The organism is Nocardioides sp., assembly GCF_030655615.1.
Lineage (GTDB): Bacteria > Actinomycetota > Actinomycetes > Propionibacteriales > Nocardioidaceae > Nocardioides.
In genome coordinates this window covers 1-15334 of record NZ_JAURVJ010000182.1, presented here as the reverse complement: position 1 = coordinate 15334, position 15334 = coordinate 1, and the positions used below count along the sequence as shown (strand labels likewise).

18 protein-coding genes are annotated in these 15334 nt (G+C 73.3%); 7 read left to right on the top strand and 11 right to left on the bottom strand.

What is annotated here, in order from left to right; all coding sequences use genetic code 11:
* Nucleotides 1-174: 174 nt before the first annotated feature.
* Together Q7T52_RS15370 and Q7T52_RS15365 are read right to left on the bottom strand one after the other, a co-directional pair.
* Nucleotides 175-1122 (bottom strand): hypothetical protein, encoded by a 948-nt coding sequence (locus Q7T52_RS15370; protein ID WP_304803997.1) that lies wholly within the window; start codon nucleotides 1120-1122, stop codon nucleotides 175-177.
* Nucleotides 1119-2207: a sulfotransferase family protein gene (locus Q7T52_RS15365; RefSeq protein ID WP_304803995.1), complete on the bottom strand. Its 1089-nt coding sequence runs from the start codon at nucleotides 2205-2207 to the stop codon at nucleotides 1119-1121. Before Q7T52_RS15365 ends, Q7T52_RS15370 begins: the two co-directional genes overlap by 4 nt.
* Before the next feature lie 27 nt (nucleotides 2208-2234).
* Here Q7T52_RS15365 and Q7T52_RS15360 point away from each other — a divergent pair, with 27 nt between their 5' ends.
* The 5 genes from Q7T52_RS15360 to Q7T52_RS15340 all read left to right on the top strand — a co-directional run bounded on the left by Q7T52_RS15360 (nucleotide 2235) and on the right by Q7T52_RS15340 (nucleotide 6791).
* Nucleotides 2235-3371: a glycosyltransferase gene (locus Q7T52_RS15360; protein WP_304803993.1), complete on the top strand. Its 1137-nt coding sequence runs from the start codon at nucleotides 2235-2237 to the stop codon at nucleotides 3369-3371.
* A 142-nt stretch (nucleotides 3372-3513) separates the two neighbouring features.
* Entirely contained in the window at nucleotides 3514-4365 is an 852-nt protein-coding gene (locus Q7T52_RS15355) for an ABC transporter ATP-binding protein (protein WP_304803992.1), read from the top strand.
* Nucleotides 4362-5081: an ABC transporter permease gene (locus Q7T52_RS15350; protein WP_304803990.1), complete on the top strand. Its 720-nt coding sequence runs from the start codon at nucleotides 4362-4364 to the stop codon at nucleotides 5079-5081. The genes Q7T52_RS15355 and Q7T52_RS15350 overlap by 4 nt, the downstream gene beginning before the upstream one ends.
* Nucleotides 5081-5842 carry an ABC transporter permease gene (locus tag Q7T52_RS15345; RefSeq protein ID WP_304803988.1) on the top strand — a complete coding sequence of 254 codons (762 nt, stop codon included), beginning with the start codon at nucleotides 5081-5083 and terminating at the stop codon, nucleotides 5840-5842. The genes Q7T52_RS15350 and Q7T52_RS15345 overlap by 1 nt, the downstream gene beginning before the upstream one ends.
* A 19-nt stretch (nucleotides 5843-5861) precedes the next feature.
* Nucleotides 5862-6791: an ABC transporter substrate-binding protein gene (locus Q7T52_RS15340; protein ID WP_304803986.1), complete on the top strand. Its 930-nt coding sequence runs from the start codon at nucleotides 5862-5864 to the stop codon at nucleotides 6789-6791.
* A 76-nt stretch (nucleotides 6792-6867) separates the two neighbouring features.
* Here Q7T52_RS15340 and Q7T52_RS15335 read toward each other — a convergent pair whose 3' ends face one another.
* Genes Q7T52_RS15335 through folP form a run of 6 tightly spaced genes read right to left on the bottom strand, consistent with a single transcriptional unit; the run spans nucleotide 6868 to nucleotide 10845 of the window.
* Nucleotides 6868-7956 (bottom strand): GNAT family N-acetyltransferase, encoded by a 1089-nt coding sequence (locus Q7T52_RS15335; protein ID WP_304803984.1) that lies wholly within the window; start codon nucleotides 7954-7956, stop codon nucleotides 6868-6870.
* A 45-nt stretch (nucleotides 7957-8001) separates the two neighbouring features.
* Entirely contained in the window at nucleotides 8002-8610 is a 609-nt protein-coding gene (locus Q7T52_RS15330) for a hypothetical protein (protein ID WP_304803982.1), read from the bottom strand.
* 19 nt (nucleotides 8611-8629) lie between these two features.
* On the bottom strand, nucleotides 8630-9094 hold the full coding sequence (locus Q7T52_RS15325) for a DUF3180 domain-containing protein (RefSeq protein ID WP_304803980.1): 465 nt from the start codon (nucleotides 9092-9094) through the stop codon (nucleotides 8630-8632).
* Nucleotides 9091-9660, bottom strand: a complete 570-nt coding sequence (gene folK, locus Q7T52_RS15320) for a 2-amino-4-hydroxy-6-hydroxymethyldihydropteridine diphosphokinase (protein ID WP_304803978.1) — start codon at nucleotides 9658-9660, stop codon at nucleotides 9091-9093. The genes Q7T52_RS15325 and folK overlap by 4 nt, the downstream gene beginning before the upstream one ends.
* Entirely contained in the window at nucleotides 9653-10039 is a 387-nt protein-coding gene (gene folB / locus Q7T52_RS15315) for a dihydroneopterin aldolase (RefSeq protein WP_304803976.1), read from the bottom strand. Before folB ends, folK begins: the two co-directional genes overlap by 8 nt.
* Entirely contained in the window at nucleotides 10036-10845 is an 810-nt protein-coding gene (gene folP / locus Q7T52_RS15310; RefSeq protein ID WP_304803974.1) for a dihydropteroate synthase, read from the bottom strand. Before folP ends, folB begins: the two co-directional genes overlap by 4 nt.
* A gap of 76 nt (nucleotides 10846-10921) precedes the next feature.
* Here folP and Q7T52_RS15305 point away from each other — a divergent pair, with 76 nt between their 5' ends.
* Together Q7T52_RS15305 and Q7T52_RS15300 are read left to right on the top strand one after the other, a co-directional pair.
* Nucleotides 10922-11944, top strand: coding sequence for a DUF563 domain-containing protein (locus tag Q7T52_RS15305; protein WP_304803972.1), 1023 nt, complete (start codon nucleotides 10922-10924; stop codon nucleotides 11942-11944).
* A gap of 61 nt (nucleotides 11945-12005) precedes the next feature.
* Nucleotides 12006-12398 (top strand): hypothetical protein, encoded by a 393-nt coding sequence (locus Q7T52_RS15300; protein WP_304803970.1) that lies wholly within the window; start codon nucleotides 12006-12008, stop codon nucleotides 12396-12398.
* 10 nt (nucleotides 12399-12408) lie between these two features.
* Here the strand turns inward: Q7T52_RS15300 and Q7T52_RS15295 are convergent, their stop codons facing one another.
* From Q7T52_RS15295 to Q7T52_RS15285, 3 genes are all read right to left on the bottom strand, one after another.
* Complete coding sequence (locus Q7T52_RS15295) at nucleotides 12409-13149, bottom strand: class I SAM-dependent methyltransferase (RefSeq protein WP_304803968.1); 741 nt, start codon at nucleotides 13147-13149, stop codon at nucleotides 12409-12411.
* Nucleotides 13150-13160: 11 nt separating this feature from the next.
* Nucleotides 13161-13961: an endonuclease/exonuclease/phosphatase family protein gene (locus Q7T52_RS15290; protein ID WP_304803966.1), complete on the bottom strand. Its 801-nt coding sequence runs from the start codon at nucleotides 13959-13961 to the stop codon at nucleotides 13161-13163.
* A 139-nt stretch (nucleotides 13962-14100) separates the two neighbouring features.
* A partial coding sequence (locus Q7T52_RS15285) for a DUF563 domain-containing protein (protein WP_304803964.1) occupies nucleotides 14101-15334 on the bottom strand: 1234 nt, incomplete at its 5' end.

The window sequence follows — 15334 nt, the reverse complement described above, 5'->3', positions numbered from 1 at the left end:
GAGGCGCAGGGGCGTGCTCGGGAGGTGCGACATCAGGAACCTTTCGTTCCAGTCCCCGAGGGGTACCGGACGATGTGCTCGCGAGTGTGTGTCAGCAGAACAACGCAGAGGCTAGCCCCTATGTTTCCGGAACGTCTCGTGAACGTGACGTGACGCACCCGACACGAGATCGGCTCAGCGCTGGTCGTCGGAGGTGACGACGATGCCGACCTCCAGGGGGCGCGGGGCGCGGGGCAGCCACTCGCGGGTCACGTGGTCGACGACGTGCACGCCGTCGGGCGCGACGATCTCGTGGACCCCCTCGGGCACCGTCCCCTCCTGGAGCGCGTTGAAGACCTGCCACTCGCGGCGCTTGCGCTTGTTGCGATGGCTGGTGGCGAACGACGCGGGGTCGGTCCAGTGGGCGAACTCGTCGCCGTCGAGGTACTTGAGCTCGACGCAGAGGCCGTGGGGCAGGCCGATCGAGAGCACCGGCCGGGGCGTCGTCCGGACCTCCCACTCGAAGGCCTTGGTGAAGACGAAGTCGGGCCCGATCGGAAAGCCCCACTCCTCGGCGTTGCGCAGGCCGAGGTCGAGCCAGCCCGTCCCCGGCGAGCGCGAGTCGAGGTAGAGGCCGTGGCGCGGCACCCGGATGATCGACTGCACGTCGCCGACCTGCCAGGCGAGGTCGGCCAGCGACGCCTCACCCTCGGCGGTCAGGACCATGTCGCCGTCCCACTTGAACGAGTAGCGGGTGCCGACCTGGGCGAAGCACCAGTTGTAGAAGTAGGAGAGCGAGTGCACCGACAGCTCGTGCACGGCACGGTGCTCGGCGCCGGCGCGCGCGACGGCGAAGGGGTACGACGTCTGGGTCAGCTTGTGCGCCAGCCCGGCCCGCTCGGCGGTGTCGGCGGTGACCTCGGGGGTGCCGTCGGTGGAGCCGTTGTCGACGACCAGGACGTGGTCCATCGCGCGCAGCAGCGGCGGCAGCACCCAGGGCAGCGACAGGGCCTCGTCCTTGACGCGCAGCACCGCGGTGCTCCCGGCGCGCAGGCCTCCGGGCCGGGTCCAGGGCCAGGTGACGTCGAAGTCGGCGTGCCCCTCGAGGTTGGCGATCCCGGTGACGCCGGCGTGCGCGGTCACGCGGGGCGCTCGCGACCGGCGACCTTGCGCAGGCCGCGCCGCACGGACGGGGGCACCGCGGCCCGCAGCCCGTGCGGGAGGCGGTCGGCGCCCCGGGGCTCGGCCGGCGGCTCGGGCGCCGGCGCGGGACGCCCACGACCCCGGAGCAGGTGCTCGGTGTGGACGACCGAGGACCGCGAGATCGCCGCGGCCGCGGCGGAGAGGTCGGAGTAGGCCTCACGGAGCTGGTCGAGGGCGGTGTGCGCCCCCTCGTCGTCGCCACCGGGCTCGGCGAGCCGGTTGAGCTCGGCCCAGGTCTCGCCAACGAGCTCGTGGAGGCGCGGCGGCAGCGCCAGGTCGTCGAGGGTGAGCGTCATCCGGCGCAGCGACGGGTCGACGAACCGGTGGCCGTCCCGGATCTGCTCGCTGTTGGCGTGCAGCACGTGCTGGAGCTGGAGCCGCTCGCCGACGTCCATGGTCACGCGGGTCCAGTCGTCGAGGAGGTCGGCGTAGCGGACGAACACCCGGCCGCCCCCGTCAGCCGCGGCACCGGAGTCGCGCGTCCCGCGCTCGGTGTGCAGCAGCATGTTGAGCCACGACGCCGCAAGGTGGGCCGAGCCGAGCTTGTTGGCGTAGTAGGTCTGCTTGCTGCCGACGACCTCGGCCGGCGGGCGGAGCATCGTGACGAAGACCGGCCGCGCACCGGTGCGGATGGCCGCGACCCGCCACAGCCCGAGGAACCAGCTCAGCCGCGGGTCCTTGACGACCAGCTCCGGGTGCCCGCCGTCAGCCGTGAAGTGCGACTCGAGCCACTCCGCGGTGGCGATCCGCTCGGGCTCGCGCGTGCTGACGCGGCCGGTGTCGAACCACGCCTGCGGGCGCGAGTCGGAGACCTGCACGACGGCCTCGCGCAGCAGCCGGTCGTGGTGGTCGACGACCCACTGCGGCTCGCCGAAGCCCTTGGGGTTGGTCGCGTCGGCGGCGACCTCGGGCTGCGGGACGTGGAGGCCGAGGATCTTGGCCAGCCCGGCCATCGTGCTGGTCCCGGAGCGTCCGGCGCCGGCCACGAAGAGCACGGTGCGCGGGTAGCTGCGGGGGTCGGTCACGGTCGGTGAGCCTACTAACCTCGCGCCATGCGACTACGCCGCCGTGCCCCACGCATCAGCGTCGTCCTCCCGGTCTACGACGTCGAGGCCTACCTGCCCGCCTGCCTCGACAGCGTCCTGGCCTCGACCTGGGGCGACCTCGAGGTCGTCGTGGTCGACGACGGCTCGACCGACGGGTCCGGCGTGGTCGCCGACGACTACGCCGCCCGCGACCCCCGCGTGCGCGTCGTGCACACCGGCAACCGCGGCCTGGGCGCGGCCCGCAACGAGGGGCTGCGCCACACCACCGGGTCGCTGGTGACGTTCGCCGACTCCGACGACGCGGTGCCGTCGACGGCCTACGGCGTCCTGCACCACCAGCTCGACCGGGCGGGCTGCGACTTCGTGACCGGCTCGATCGCGTGGTGGCACCCCGAGCTCGCCGGCACCGACGACGCCGAGCAGGAGCTGGTCCAGCCGCCGTGGATGCGCCGGCTCCACGCCAGCCGCAACGCGCTGGTCATCGACCAGGAGCCCGAGCTGCTGGGCGACGTGTTCGCCTGGAACAAGCTGTTCCGGCGCGACTTCTGGGACGGCGCCGGGCTGTCCTGGCTCGAGGGTCACCGCTACGAGGACCAGCCGACCACGACCGACGCCTACCTGCGGGCACGGCGCTTCGGAATCGTGCCCGACGTCGTCTACCACTGGCGCATCCGGTCCGACGGCACGTCGATCACCCAGCAGCGCGCGTCCCTCGACGACCTGGGCGACCGCTGGGCCACCAAGCGGATGGCCCGCCAGAGCGTCCTCGACTACGGCTCGAGCAAGGTCACCGAGGTCTTCCAGGACAAGGTGCTGCCCGGCGACCTGCACCGCTACTTCCTGCTGATCCCCGACGCCGACGACGAGTGGTACCGCCTGCTCGAGTCGGGCGTCCGCGAGTTCTTCGGCACCCGGTCGCTGGTGCACAGCGGGCTCCAGCCCGCGCAGCGGCTCACCGGCTGGCTCGTCCAGAACGGGCGCCGCGAGGAGGCCGCCCTGGTCATGTCGTACGTCGCCGCGATGGCCCCCGGGACCCGCGTGCCCCGGGTGCGCGACACGCGGGGCGTGCGGATCGACGTACCCGGGATCGACCCCCGCACGGTCGACCACGCCGCCCTCGCCGTGCGCGACCACGAGGCCTGAACCACCCCGGAACGGCGTCGCGGCGACCCATGGGGGTGGACCACGACACCGCCGGACCTGGTCCAATTCCGAGGCGCGGTATGTCGATGCGGTTACTGTGGACCGGTTTCGACGACTCTCTTACGGCAGACGGGGCACCTCCATGATCGAGTTCGAATCGGTGTCCAAGCGCTTCGAGGACGGCACGGTGGCCGTCGAGGACTTCAGCTTCGTGCTGCCCTCGCACAAGACCACCGTCTTCGTCGGCTCCTCCGGGTGCGGCAAGACGACGCTGCTCCGGATGATCAACCGGATGATCGAGCCGTCCTCCGGCAGGATCACGATCGACGGCGTCGACATCGCCGGGCGCAACAAGGTCGAGCTGCGTCGCAGCATCGGCTACGTGCTCCAGGCGGCCGGGCTGCTGCCGCACCGCAAGGTCGTCGACAACGTCGCGACCGTCCCGCTCCTCCAGGGCGTCTCCAAGACCGAGGCCCGCGGCCGCGCGCTCGACCTGCTCGACACGGTCGGCCTCGACCGCGCCCTCGCCAAGCGCTACCCCCGGCAGCTCTCTGGCGGCCAGCAGCAGCGCGTCGGCGTCGCCCGCGCGCTGGCCAGCGACCCCAACATCCTGCTCATGGACGAGCCGTTCGGCGCCGTCGACCCGATCGTGCGCGCCGACCTGCAGGCCGAGCTCAACCGCCTGCAGCGCGAGCTGGGCAAGACGATCGTCTTCGTCACCCACGACATCGACGAGGCGTTCCTGCTCGCCGACCAGGTCGTCATCTTCCGCAAGGGCGGCATCATCGCCCAGGCCGGCACCCCGGCCCAGATCCTCGCCGAGCCGGCCGACGACTTCGTCGCCAGCTTCATCGGCGCCGACAAGGGCAAGCGCACCCTCCACCTCCAGCAGCGCGAGGGCGACGAGGGCCTGACGCTCGTCGTCGACGGCGACGGCCGCCCGATCGGCGTGCTGCGCGACGGGACCCTCGAGCCGGAGGTGCCCGGGCCGTGAGGTGGACGCGCGACAACCTCGACCAGATCCAGGAGCTGACGCTCAACCACGTCCAGCTGGCGATCCTGCCGATCGTGCTGAGCTTCGTGCTCGCCATCCCGCTCGGCTGGCTCGCCAACCGCAACCGGGTCCTCCGCTCGATCGTGGTGACCGGCGGCAGCCTGCTCTACACGATCCCGTCGCTGCCGCTGTTCGTGATCCTGCCGACGATCATCCCGACGCGGGTGCTCGACGACACCAACCTCGTCGTCGCGCTGACGATCTACGGCGTCGCGATCATGGCCCGCTCGGCGGCCGACGCCCTGGCGTCGGTCGACAGGAGCACGATCGACGCCTCCACCGCCGTCGGCTACTCGACGGCCGCTCGCTTCTTCCGCGTCGAGCTCCCCCTGGCCGGCCCGGTGCTTCTCGCCGGCATCCGGGTGGTCTCGGTCAGCACCATCGCGCTGGTCTCGGTCGGCGTCATCATCGGCTCCGAGAACCTCGGCTACTTCTTCCAGAACGGCAAGCAGCGCGGGATCCTCGAGGAGGTCGTCGTCGGCATCGTCATCAGCCTCCTGCTGGCGCTGGTCTTCGACGTGATCATCGTGGCGCTCGGACGCGTGCTGATGCCGTGGAACCGGCCGGGCAAGGGCGGCACCCCGCGCAGCAGGAAGCGGGTCGCGGTCCCCGGGGCCGAGAGCCAGCTCGTCACGGCGAGCCCGGGCGGCGCCTGATGGACCTCATCCTCAGCGCCCTCGGCTGGATCTTCGACCCGGCCCACTGGGAGTCCGGCAGCCGCAGCCCGCTGCCGATCCAGGACCGCCTGCTCGAGCACCTGCGCTACACCGCCGGCTCGCTGGTCATCGCCGCCGCGATCGCGCTGCCCCTCGGCTTCTACATCGGCCACACCGGCCGCGGCCGCCAGTTCGTCATCTCCTTCACCGGCGCGATGCGAGCCCTGCCGACGCTCGGGCTCCTCTACTTCCTGCTCATGGTGTTCGGCTACTGGCTGTCGTTCGACACCGCACCCATCGTAGGTGCGACGATCTCCTTCGTGATCCTGGCGATCCCCTCGATGCTGGCCGGCGCCTACGCCGGGCTCGAGTCCGTCGACCGCCAGACCATCGACGCCGCCCGCGCCAACGGCATGACCGAGTGGCAGATCCTGAGCCGCGTCGAGATCCCGCTCGCCCTGCCGCTGATCCTGGGCGGCCTGCGGGCGGCGACGCTGCAGGTCATCGCGACCGTCACCATCGCGTCGTACGCCGGGCTCGGCGGCCTGGGCCGGATCATCACCAGCGGCATCGGCCTCAACGACTACGACCTGATCCTCGGTGGGGCGCTCCTCGTCACCGGGCTCGCGCTCTTCGTCGATGCCCTCTTCGCCCTCGCCCAGCGCCTCACGGCCACCCCTGGACTCACCGAGAACCACCCCGCGGCAAGACGTCGCACCATCAAACGGTCACCACGGCCGCGCGCGCCTGAGAACGCGTGAGACGAAGGGAAACAACCTCATGACCCCATCCCCCCGCCTGCGCCGCCTCGGCGCCACCGTGGTCGCACTCGGGCTCGCGACCACCCTGGCCGCCTGCGGCTCCGACGACCCCACCTCGGCTCCCGACGACGTGGCGAGCGGCGAGAAGATCGTCGTCGGCTCCTTCGCGTTCCCCGAGAGCGAGATCCTGGGCGAGATCTACGCCCAGGCGCTCGAGGCCAAGGACTTCGACGTCGACACGAAGTTCAACATCGGCCCGCGCCAGCAGACCATCCCGGCCCTGCAGGACGGCTCGATCAACCTCATCCCGGAGTACAACGGCAACCTGCTGGCCTACTACGACGAGGACTACACCGAGCGCTCCACCGAGGAGGTCGACGGCGCCCTGGGTGACGCGATCGCCAAGGACAAGCTGCGGGTCCTCGACTCGGCCGAGGCCGAGGACAAGGACGCCTACGTCGTCACCAGTGACACGGCCGAGGCCAACGACCTCACCGCGATCGGCGACCTGAAGGCCCTCGAGCCGTTCAAGCTCGGCGCCAACCCGCAGTTCGGCGAGCTCGGCTACGGCATCCCCGGACTCGACAGCGTCTACGGCGTCGCGGACGTCGAGTTCGTGCCGATCGAGGACTTCGGCGGACCCGACACCGTCAAAGCGCTCGTCGACGACTCGGTCCAGGTGGCCGACATCTACACGACGTCGCCCGCGCTCGTCGCCGAGAACCTCGTGGTCCTCGAGGACCCCGAGAACCTCATCTCGTCGCAGAACATCGTCCCGCTCGTCTCGGACGCCGCCTACACCGACGAGCTCGCCGACGTGCTCAACGCGGTCTCCGCCGAGCTCACCACCGACGACCTGATCGCCCTGCGCGACCGGGTCGAGGGTGACGAGAAGGCGTCGGCCGCCACCGCGGCCGAGGACTGGCTCAAGGACAAGGGACTCATCTGAGGCTGAGCCCTGGCTAGGACGACCACGTACGAAGCCCGCCGGCCCCTGGGTCGGCGGGCTTCGTGCGTCAGGTGGGTCAGGTGACCGGCACGTCGCGGTGCCAGGACTCGGTGACGTACTTCGACGCCCAGCCCATCGCGGTGTAGAGCCCGTCGGCGCCGGTGGAGGAGTCGGCGTCGACCTCGAGGCCGACGCGGTCGCGACCGCGCAGGGCCGCGTCGGCGATGATCGTGCGCAGCAGGCCCTTGGCGACCCCGCGGCCGCGGGCGGCCTCGCGGACGCCGATGTAGGACACGTAGGACCCGTCCGGACCCGAGGCCGACTCCGACACGGTGCCGACCAGCGCCCCGACGGGCTCGCCAGCGGCGTCGCCCTCGAGGAGCTCGGCGAGCCACCAGTGGTCCCAGCGGTGGCCGGGGTCCTCGCGCAGCCGGTGCAGGAACTCGTCGAAGGTCTCCTCCCACGAGTTGAAGTGGTCGAGGAACGCCTCCTCGAGCACGTCGTGGACGGCCCGGAGGTCGGCGTCGTCGGGCAGCCCGTCGCCGGCCCGGCGTACCTGCCGGAAGCGGACGCCGCGGTCGGACCACTCGTCGACCGAGGGCACCAGGTCGGACTCGTCGGCGGTGACCGGGCGCGTCATCTGCCACCAGGTGCGCACCCGCGCGAAGCCGGACGCCGAGAGCCAGCCGGCCTGGCGCTCGTCGTCGGCGTAGGCGCCGGTGTCGATCTGCTGCACCTCGAGCCCGCGGGCGGACCCGACGGCGACCGCCTGGCCGACGGCCCACTCGACGAGCAGGTCGGAGCAGGCGCGCGCGACCGGGGCGGGCAGGTCGCGCTCGACGACGTGGAGGAAGAGCATCCGGCCACCGGCGCGGTCGTGGACGCTGCCCCAGGCACGGACCAGACCGCCGGCGTCACGGACGACGACGTTCTCGCGGGTGCGCAGCCCGGCCTCGGAGACCTCGACCAGGACGTCGTCGACCCCGGCGCCGGCCCAGCCGCGGCCCTGGCGCTCGTGGTCGCGCAGCAGCCGGGTCAGCCGGGCCAGGTCGACGCGGTCGGCCGGGTCGGGGGTGCCGACGGCCCAGCCGTCGGGCAGCGCGGGCGACACCTCGCCGACGATCTCCTCGGGGTCGGGCTCGAAGCGGGACTCGGGAGGGATCACGGCAGCCGATTGTGCCGTAGGGGCCGTGCTCCAGGAGCGGCCGGGTCAGGCGCGCTTGCGGCGCAGCGCGGCGCCGGTGGACTGCCACGCGATGAGCTCGGCCTGGACGACGTCGAGCTCCTGCTCGAGCTCGGCGACCTGGACGACCGCCATCGCAGCCCGCTCCTCGGCGTCCTCGAGACGGCGCGCGAGCCGGCTGAGCTCGTCGGCGGAGGCCTGCTGGACGGCCAGCACGTGCGCCTGCTCGGCGGCCAGCTCCTCGCGGGTGGCCGCGACCTCGGCGGCCGCGTCGGCCAGGCGGGTCTCGAGGCGGGTGATGGTCGCCTCGTGGCGGGCGAGCCGGCCGCTGGTGTCAGCGACGTAGAGGGCCTGCTCGGAGGTGCGGGTCTCGGTGAGGGCGGAGTAGGCCTGGGCCTGCTCGGCGCGGTCACGCGCCCACGCCCGGCGGGTGTCGGCGACCTCGGTGTAGGTGATCCGGGTGGCGGCCGCGCCCAGGACGGCGGCGACGGCGCACGCGATGGTGGCGACGAGCCACGAGCCGCTGGCGGCCGCGGCGACGACGGTCAGGAGGGCCAGGCCGAGGAGGCCTCCTGAGACGAGCAGGCGGGTGGAGCGCTGCCGGCGCCGCGCTGCGGGGACAGACGGGGAAGTCATGTCCGACAAACTAGTTGTCTCAGTCGTCGGACCGGACGCGACACGCGCGCTCGAGGAGCAGCGATGCGACGACGGCGAGCAGGCCGCCGAGGGCCGCGAGACCCCCGCGCACGAGCCGCTCGTCGGCCAGCGGGGAGGCGTCGCCGAGCCAGCTGGCGGCGTACCCGAGGTAGCCGCCGCCCACGAACGCGCCGGCCACGGCGACGGCCCGCGCCAGCACCAGCCGGTTGACGGCCCGGTGCGGCTCCAGCCGCTCGCGGCGCACGTGGACCGTGCGCCAGGTCGACCAGGCGGTGCCTGCGACGACGGCCGCGACCAGGAAGAGCCCCAGCGGCTGCGCCCAGGTGACGACGGGGGCGGTGTCGTCGAGCCGCTCCCAGACGGGTCTGACCAGGAGGCCGAGCACCAGGCCGACGAGGCCCCAGCCGGCCAGCTCGGGGGGGCGGGTCGGCTGCAGCCGGCCGCCATCGGGTGGTGCGGTCACTCGACGTCGAGGGCGAGGTCCTCGCGCAGGGTGAGGCCTTCGACTCCCGTCTTGGCGAGGAGCTCGGCGATCGGGCCGTAGCCCGGGAGCTCGGCGTCGGGCTCGAGGTCGAACCACGGCTTGAGGACGAACGGGCGCTCGGCGGCACGGGGGTGGGGCAGCTGCAGCGTCTCGGTGTCGCTGCGGCGGTCACCGACGACGATCAGGTCGACGTCGAGGGTGCGCGGCGCGTTGGCCACCTCGCTGCGCTCGCGGTCGTAGGCGTCCTCCACGGCCAGCGCACGCTCGAGCAGCCGGTTGGCCGCGAGCGTGGTGTCGGCGAGGAGGATCGCGTTGAGGAAGTTCTGCGAGCCGGGCGGACAGTCGACGGGCTCGGTCTCGTAGACCGGGGACACGCTGGTCACCCACACGTCGGGGGTGTCGGCGATCGCGTCGACGGCGCCCTGCAGGCTCGACAGGGAGTCGCCCAGGTTGGAGCCGAGCGAGATGACGACCCGCCTGATCGGACGCATCTCACCGGTGAGGGTGTCGGCGTCGACGATGTTGGGGTTGGGGGTCTCAGTCACGGGGGACCTCGCGCTCTCGGGTGATCGTCAGCGCGACGTCGGCGAACGTCGCGTCGATGGGGGCATCGGGCTTGTGGACCGTGACCCGTGCCCATTCAACACGAGCGTCCAAGAGGCAGACGCTGGCGATCCGCTGGGCGAGGGTCTCGATCAGGTCGACCGGATCTTTCTCCACGGCGGCTTGCACCGAGGTCACGAGACTCCCGTAGTCGACGGTGTGGTGCAAGTCGTCTGAGGCGGCGGCGGGACGGGTGTCGAGGCCCAGCACCAGGTCGACGACGAACGTCTGCCCCTCGCGCTTCTCGAAGTCGAACACGCCGTGGTGGCCCCAGCACTCGACGCCGAGGACGGCCAGCTCGTCGACACGTCGCGAGCTCACCGCTTCACCCTCTCCCACGCGCTCAGCACATCACGGGTGCCCAGGACGTCGTGCACCCGGACCCCCCACAGGCACGGGCGGTCGAGCAGCGCCAGGGTCACGGCGTGGCTGGCAAGGTCACGGCCGAGGGGCGGGCGGGGGGTGCCGTCCGGGTCGGCGAGGAGCGCCCCCAGGAACGACTTGCGGCTCACCCCGACCAGCACCCGGTGGCCGAGCACCGCCAGCTCGTCGAGCCGGGCCAGGACCTCCCAGTTGGTGGCGGCGGTCTTGGCGAAGCCGATCCCGGGGTCGACGACGAGCCGCTCGGCGCCGATGCCGGCGGTGCGGGCGGCCTCGATGCGGTCGCGGAGCTCGTCGACCACGTCGAGGACACCTCGGGGGTAGGACGTGAAGTCCTGCATCCGGTCGCTGTGGGCGCGCCAGTGCATGGCGACGTAGGTCGCGTCGGTGGCGGCGACCGTCGCCAGCATCGCGGGGTCGGCGAGCCCGCCAGACACGTCGTTGACCCAGGCGGCGCCGGCGGCGACGGCCGCAGCAGCCACCTCGGCGCGCATCGTGTCGACCGAGACCCGGGTGCCGTCGGCGGCGAGCGCCTCGATCACGGGCACGACCCGGTCGAGCTCCTCGGACACCAGCGGTCGGGTGGCCCCGGGCCGGGTCGACTCCCCGCCCACGTCGACGATGTCGGCGCCCTCGGCGACCAGCTGCCGGGCGTGGGCGACCGCCGCGTCGGTGTCGGCCCAGCGCCCGCCGTCGGAGAAGGAGTCGGGCGTGACGTTGACGACGCCCATCACGACCACGGCCATGCGGCTGAACCTACTGTCCCCCGACCGTCCCCCGCCCGTCCGGCGGCTGACGGTGGCGTCAGTAGCATCGACGCTCGTGGTCTGGAACCCGGCGCTCTCCCCCGCCAAGCCTGCGCACCGGGCCGAGCTCGTCACGGTGGACGACGCGCTGCTCTCGCGCTTCCACCGGGGTCCGCTGCACACGCTGGCCGCCCCGGCCGCACCGCGGAGCTGGATGACCGGAGCGGCCTACACCGCCGACGGCGAGCTCGTCGAGGCGTCGCGCCGGTGGTGGTCGGGCGACCGGTCGGCCCCGGTCTCGGTCGACCCCGAGCACGTCGGCATGCCGCCGGCCGCGCCCCGGCTCGAGGGGTCGTGGCGCTACGCCGGCCACTGGACGACCCACTTCGGCCACTTCCTCATCGAGGTCCTGACCAACCTGTGGGGCCCGGTGTCCGAGGTCGACGGGCTGGTGTTCCACCGCACCTACCGCGGCGGGGCCCCCGGGCGCCGACGCGACGGCGTACGGTCCGCCGAGCTGCTCCCCTGGCAGCGCGACCTCCTCGCCCTGGCCGGGTACGTCGGCCCCGAGGCCCGCGTCGTGCGCCACCGGCCGCTGCGGGTGGACCACCTCGTCGTCGCCTCGCGGCCCGTGCTGCTCAAGTCGTGGGCGGCGGAGGAGGCGGTCGAGGTGTGGCGCCGGGTCTCCGACGCCGTCGGCGACCGGGGGCCCGACGAGCGCGTGTTCCTCTCCCGCACCCTCTTCAACCAGGACGGCACCAGCAGCCGCCGCGACGCCGCCGACGTCGCCTGGGACACCCGGCTCGACGAGCTCTTTGCCCGCGCCGGCTTCGCCGTCGTCCACCCCGAGCGGCTCTCGGTCGCCGAGCAGGTCGCGACGATCCGCGGTGCCGCCGTGCTGGCCGGGTCGGCCGGGTCGGCGCTGCACCTGTCGGCGGTCGCCTCACCGGGCACCCGGGTCCTCGAGATCGGCGACACCCGCTCGCCGTCCGAGCCGATGCCGACCCAGCGGTTGATCGACGCGGCGTGCGGCCACCTCACCGCGTTCGTCGGCTACCGCGACGACAAGGCGCTCGGGCGCGTGCTCAGGTCCCTCTGAACTCGTCGGGAGCCCGGACCACGGGCTCGCGCCGTCCGAGCGATGTGGTTCGCTTGGCCCCGTGCCGCAGCCCATCGAAGCCGTCTCCAGCTATGCCCGTCGCGTCGGCGACACGATCAAGGTCGTCATCACCCTGCCCGACGACCTGCAGTCCCAGGTCGGCCAGCGACTGACCCACCGGCGCGTGTGGCTGCGGTTCGGCCACCGGGTCGACGGCGTGCGCGAGGGCTTCCGGGTGCTCGCCGAGGTGACCCCCGGCGCCCGGCCCCGCCTCGTCGCGGAGGCGCCCGCCGCCTCGCTGCCCCCCGGCGTCTGGAACCTCGCCCTGCGCGTGGGGCAGAACGGCCCGCTCGTCCCGCTCGAGGCGCGCCTGCTCACCAGCGACACCCAGCCGATCGCGCTGCTCGCCGGGCCCAAGCCCAGGACGCGCATGGAGGAGCCCGCTCCGCGCTAGGAGGCGGTTCCTAGCGCAGGCCGGCGACGGCCTGCTCGACCTTGGCCCGTGCGTCGGCGGCGGGGAGGTCGCGGGCGGAGGCGAGCTCGCCCCAGACCGGCAGGTCGAGGAGCTCGCGAGGCGGGTGCGCCCTGCGGCGGTCCATGATCTCGGCGGGGACGTGCTGCGGGTCGGGGACGACGTAGGACTCGACGATGTCGTCGGAGGCCTCGAGCAGCACCGTGGACGCGGGGTCGGGGTTGATCACGACGACGACCCCGGTGGGCGCGGTGTCGACCTCGAGGCAGACCAGGTCGGGCCGCTTCTCGCGCAGGGTGTCGAGGACCTTGTAGACGTCGCCGGCCCAGGCGCTGCGACCCGAGGGGACCGAGCGGTCGCGGCGCGCCTCGGGGACGTCGCGCGGCAGCATGTCGTCGATGACGATGACGGTGCCGGGGTGCGTGAAGCGCTCGACGTTGACGAAGTCGCGGAAGGCGTACTCGGCGAGGTGCATGCCGTCGATGAACGCCAGGTCGATGACCGGCTCGTCGAAGTGGGCCAGGGGGTGCTCACGGGCGAAGAACTCGTCGCTCGAGGTCCGCACGAGGTGGGCGTCGCACCGGATCTCGCGGTCGAGCGTGTAGTAGGGGTCGATCCCGATCGAGCGGGTGCGCGAGAGCGTCAGGCTGCCTCCGACGTTGACCCCGATCTCGAGGTAGTTGCGAGGGACGAGCAGCCGGTGGAGCTCGGCGAGGAGGTCGTGACGGCGCATGGCGCACGATCCTAGGCGGTCCGGCCGGGTCCGCGCCGGGCGGGCCGGACGTCGACGTAGGCCCAGCCGGTGAGCAGGTGGTGGTCGGACAGGGTGTGCGTCAGCGACAGCCCGTGCAGCGTGCCGGGTGGGGTGCGGTTGGCGGAGAAGAAGACGTAGTCGATCTTCTGCCGGCCGCGGTCGAGGGTGACGCCCCGGGTCCGCCGGCACAGGTCGACGGTGGGCCGGCACCCGGTCGCCTCGACGAACCGGCCGGTCCCGTTGACGCGGTAGAGCTGGTCGAGCGGCCGGGTGCTCGGGGCCGCGTTGAAGTCGCCGCCGACGACCACGAGGTGGCCGCGGGCGATCCAGCGGCGGGTGGCGCGGTCGACCTCGCGGGCCTGCCGGACCTGCACCCGCCGCAGCTGCTTGCGCACGCCGGCGTGCGCGAGGTGGACCGAGCAGACGTCGAGCGCGATCCGCACCCGGACGTGCAGGCACGCCATGCCCTGGCGGAAGCCCCGGCTCGGCTGGGCGCGGAACACGCGGGCACCGACCCCGGCCCGGTCGCCGCCGGTCCAGATGACGACGTTGCCCGAGTCGTCACGGTCGGCGTCCGGGAGCGAGCCGAGGTCGGGGCGGGTGCGGCACCGGCCGCTGTGGGCGTCGGGCTGGTAGGCGATCGACCAGCCCGGGTGCTGCTCGCGCAGGTTGCGCACGTGCCACCAGCAGACCTCCTGGAGCGTGACCAGCCGGGCCCCGGAGCGCGCCGTACGTCGCATGGCCGCGTTGAGCGCCGACGCCCGGCGCTGGATGTTGTGGTCGACGACCACGACCTTGCCCAGCCCGGGGGGCGAGCGGGGTCCGGTCCTCCGGCCGTGGGGGCGGCGTGGGACGACGCGACCGGTGACAGGGCGGCCAGGAGCGCGACCACGACCAGCGACGTGACGACGGAGCGGGTTCGGCAGGCGGTCACAGGCGCTCCAGGGCGTCGACGAGCAGGCGGCCCTCGCGGTCGAGGTCAAGGGAGAAGTCGGCGTGCATCGGGGTGCCGGACGGCGCTCCGGCCGGCGGGTCGGGGGTGCCGCGCACGACGGTGAGGGGATGGTCCCAGAGCGCCGCGATCGCGCGCTCGTTCCACAGGTGGTAGCCGGTGTGGGAGATGGCGATGACCGGTCGCGGCGCGCCGCCGAGCAGCAGGTGGAACATCCCGCTGCCGCCCCAGCCGGCGACCGCCTCGGCGTGGCGGACGAGGGCGACCTGGTCGGGCAGCGGGTGGTCCTCGAGCGCCACCGGGGTGAAGCCGTGGCGCACGAGCAGCGCCTCGACCTCGGCGGTCTGGTGGCAGCGGCGCTTGCTGCCGCTGCGGGTGACGAGGAGCCGGCGGGGCGTTCCGGTCACCCCGGCCCGGCGCTCCAGCGCGTCGCCGGTCGCGCGGTAGTGGTCGCGCAGGGACGGGTGGACGTGACGCATGATGACGTAGCCCGGTGTCGCCGCGAGGAGCCGCTCGACCCGGACCGGCGCGTCGGCGGCGTGGACGCGTCGGCGCTCGACGCCCGCGGCCTCGAGCAGCTCGAGCTCCCAACCCGCGAGCGGCCGCCCCGCGGTGGTGACCAGGAGCCCGGCGTCGGGGTGGCGGGCCAGCACCTCGGGCCAGGCCCACAGCAGCGAGAGCTGCTCGGTCAGCGCGTGCCCGAAGTGGCCACGCAGCACGTTGTCGGCGTGGAACCAGGTGCCGGGGAGGTCGACCGGCTCGCGGCCGTCGAGCAGCTCGTCGGGGACGCGGACCGACCACGGCGACCAGTCGGTGAGGACCGGGGTCCGCGGGCGGGTGCGGACCGTGTCGCGGAAGGCCTGCGGCAGCACGAGGTCGCCGGTGCGCGCGACCGACCGCTCCGCGACCACCACGTCGTGGTGCTCGCGGAGCGACAGGGCGGACGCCTCGACGGTCCCGACCGGCGCCTCGTCGGGGTCGCTGCTGACGAAGGGGGCGGTGGCCGTCCAGGTCTGGGCGGCGCGACGGGTCACGACGCTGCCGAGGGCCGGCGCGGCGGCGACGAGGGCGTCGAAGCGGCGCTCGGGCACGACGTCCCAGGTCGCCACGTCGCTCCGGGTGACCAGGGCCAGATCGCCCTCGACCGTCGTCGAGGCCACCGACGCCGCGAGGGCGTGCCGGTCGCGATCGGCGGCCGGGCGGGGGTCGCTG

Coding starts and splice junctions, on each gene's coding strand:
- Q7T52_RS15360 (WP_304803993.1), top strand. CDS start 2,235: ATGCGACTACGCCGCCGTGCCCCACGCATCAGCGTCGTCCTCCCGGTC.
- Q7T52_RS15355 (WP_304803992.1), top strand. CDS start 3,514: ATGATCGAGTTCGAATCGGTGTCCAAGCGCTTCGAGGACGGCACGGTG.
- Q7T52_RS15345 (WP_304803988.1), top strand. CDS start 5,081: ATGGACCTCATCCTCAGCGCCCTCGGCTGGATCTTCGACCCGGCCCAC.
- Q7T52_RS15340 (WP_304803986.1), top strand. CDS start 5,862: ATGACCCCATCCCCCCGCCTGCGCCGCCTCGGCGCCACCGTGGTCGCA.
- Q7T52_RS15330 (WP_304803982.1), bottom strand. CDS start 8,610: ATGACTTCCCCGTCTGTCCCCGCAGCGCGGCGCCGGCAGCGCTCCACC.
- folP (WP_304803974.1), bottom strand. CDS start 10,845: ATGGCCGTGGTCGTGATGGGCGTCGTCAACGTCACGCCCGACTCCTTC.
- Q7T52_RS15295 (WP_304803968.1), bottom strand. CDS start 13,149: ATGCGCCGTCACGACCTCCTCGCCGAGCTCCACCGGCTGCTCGTCCCT.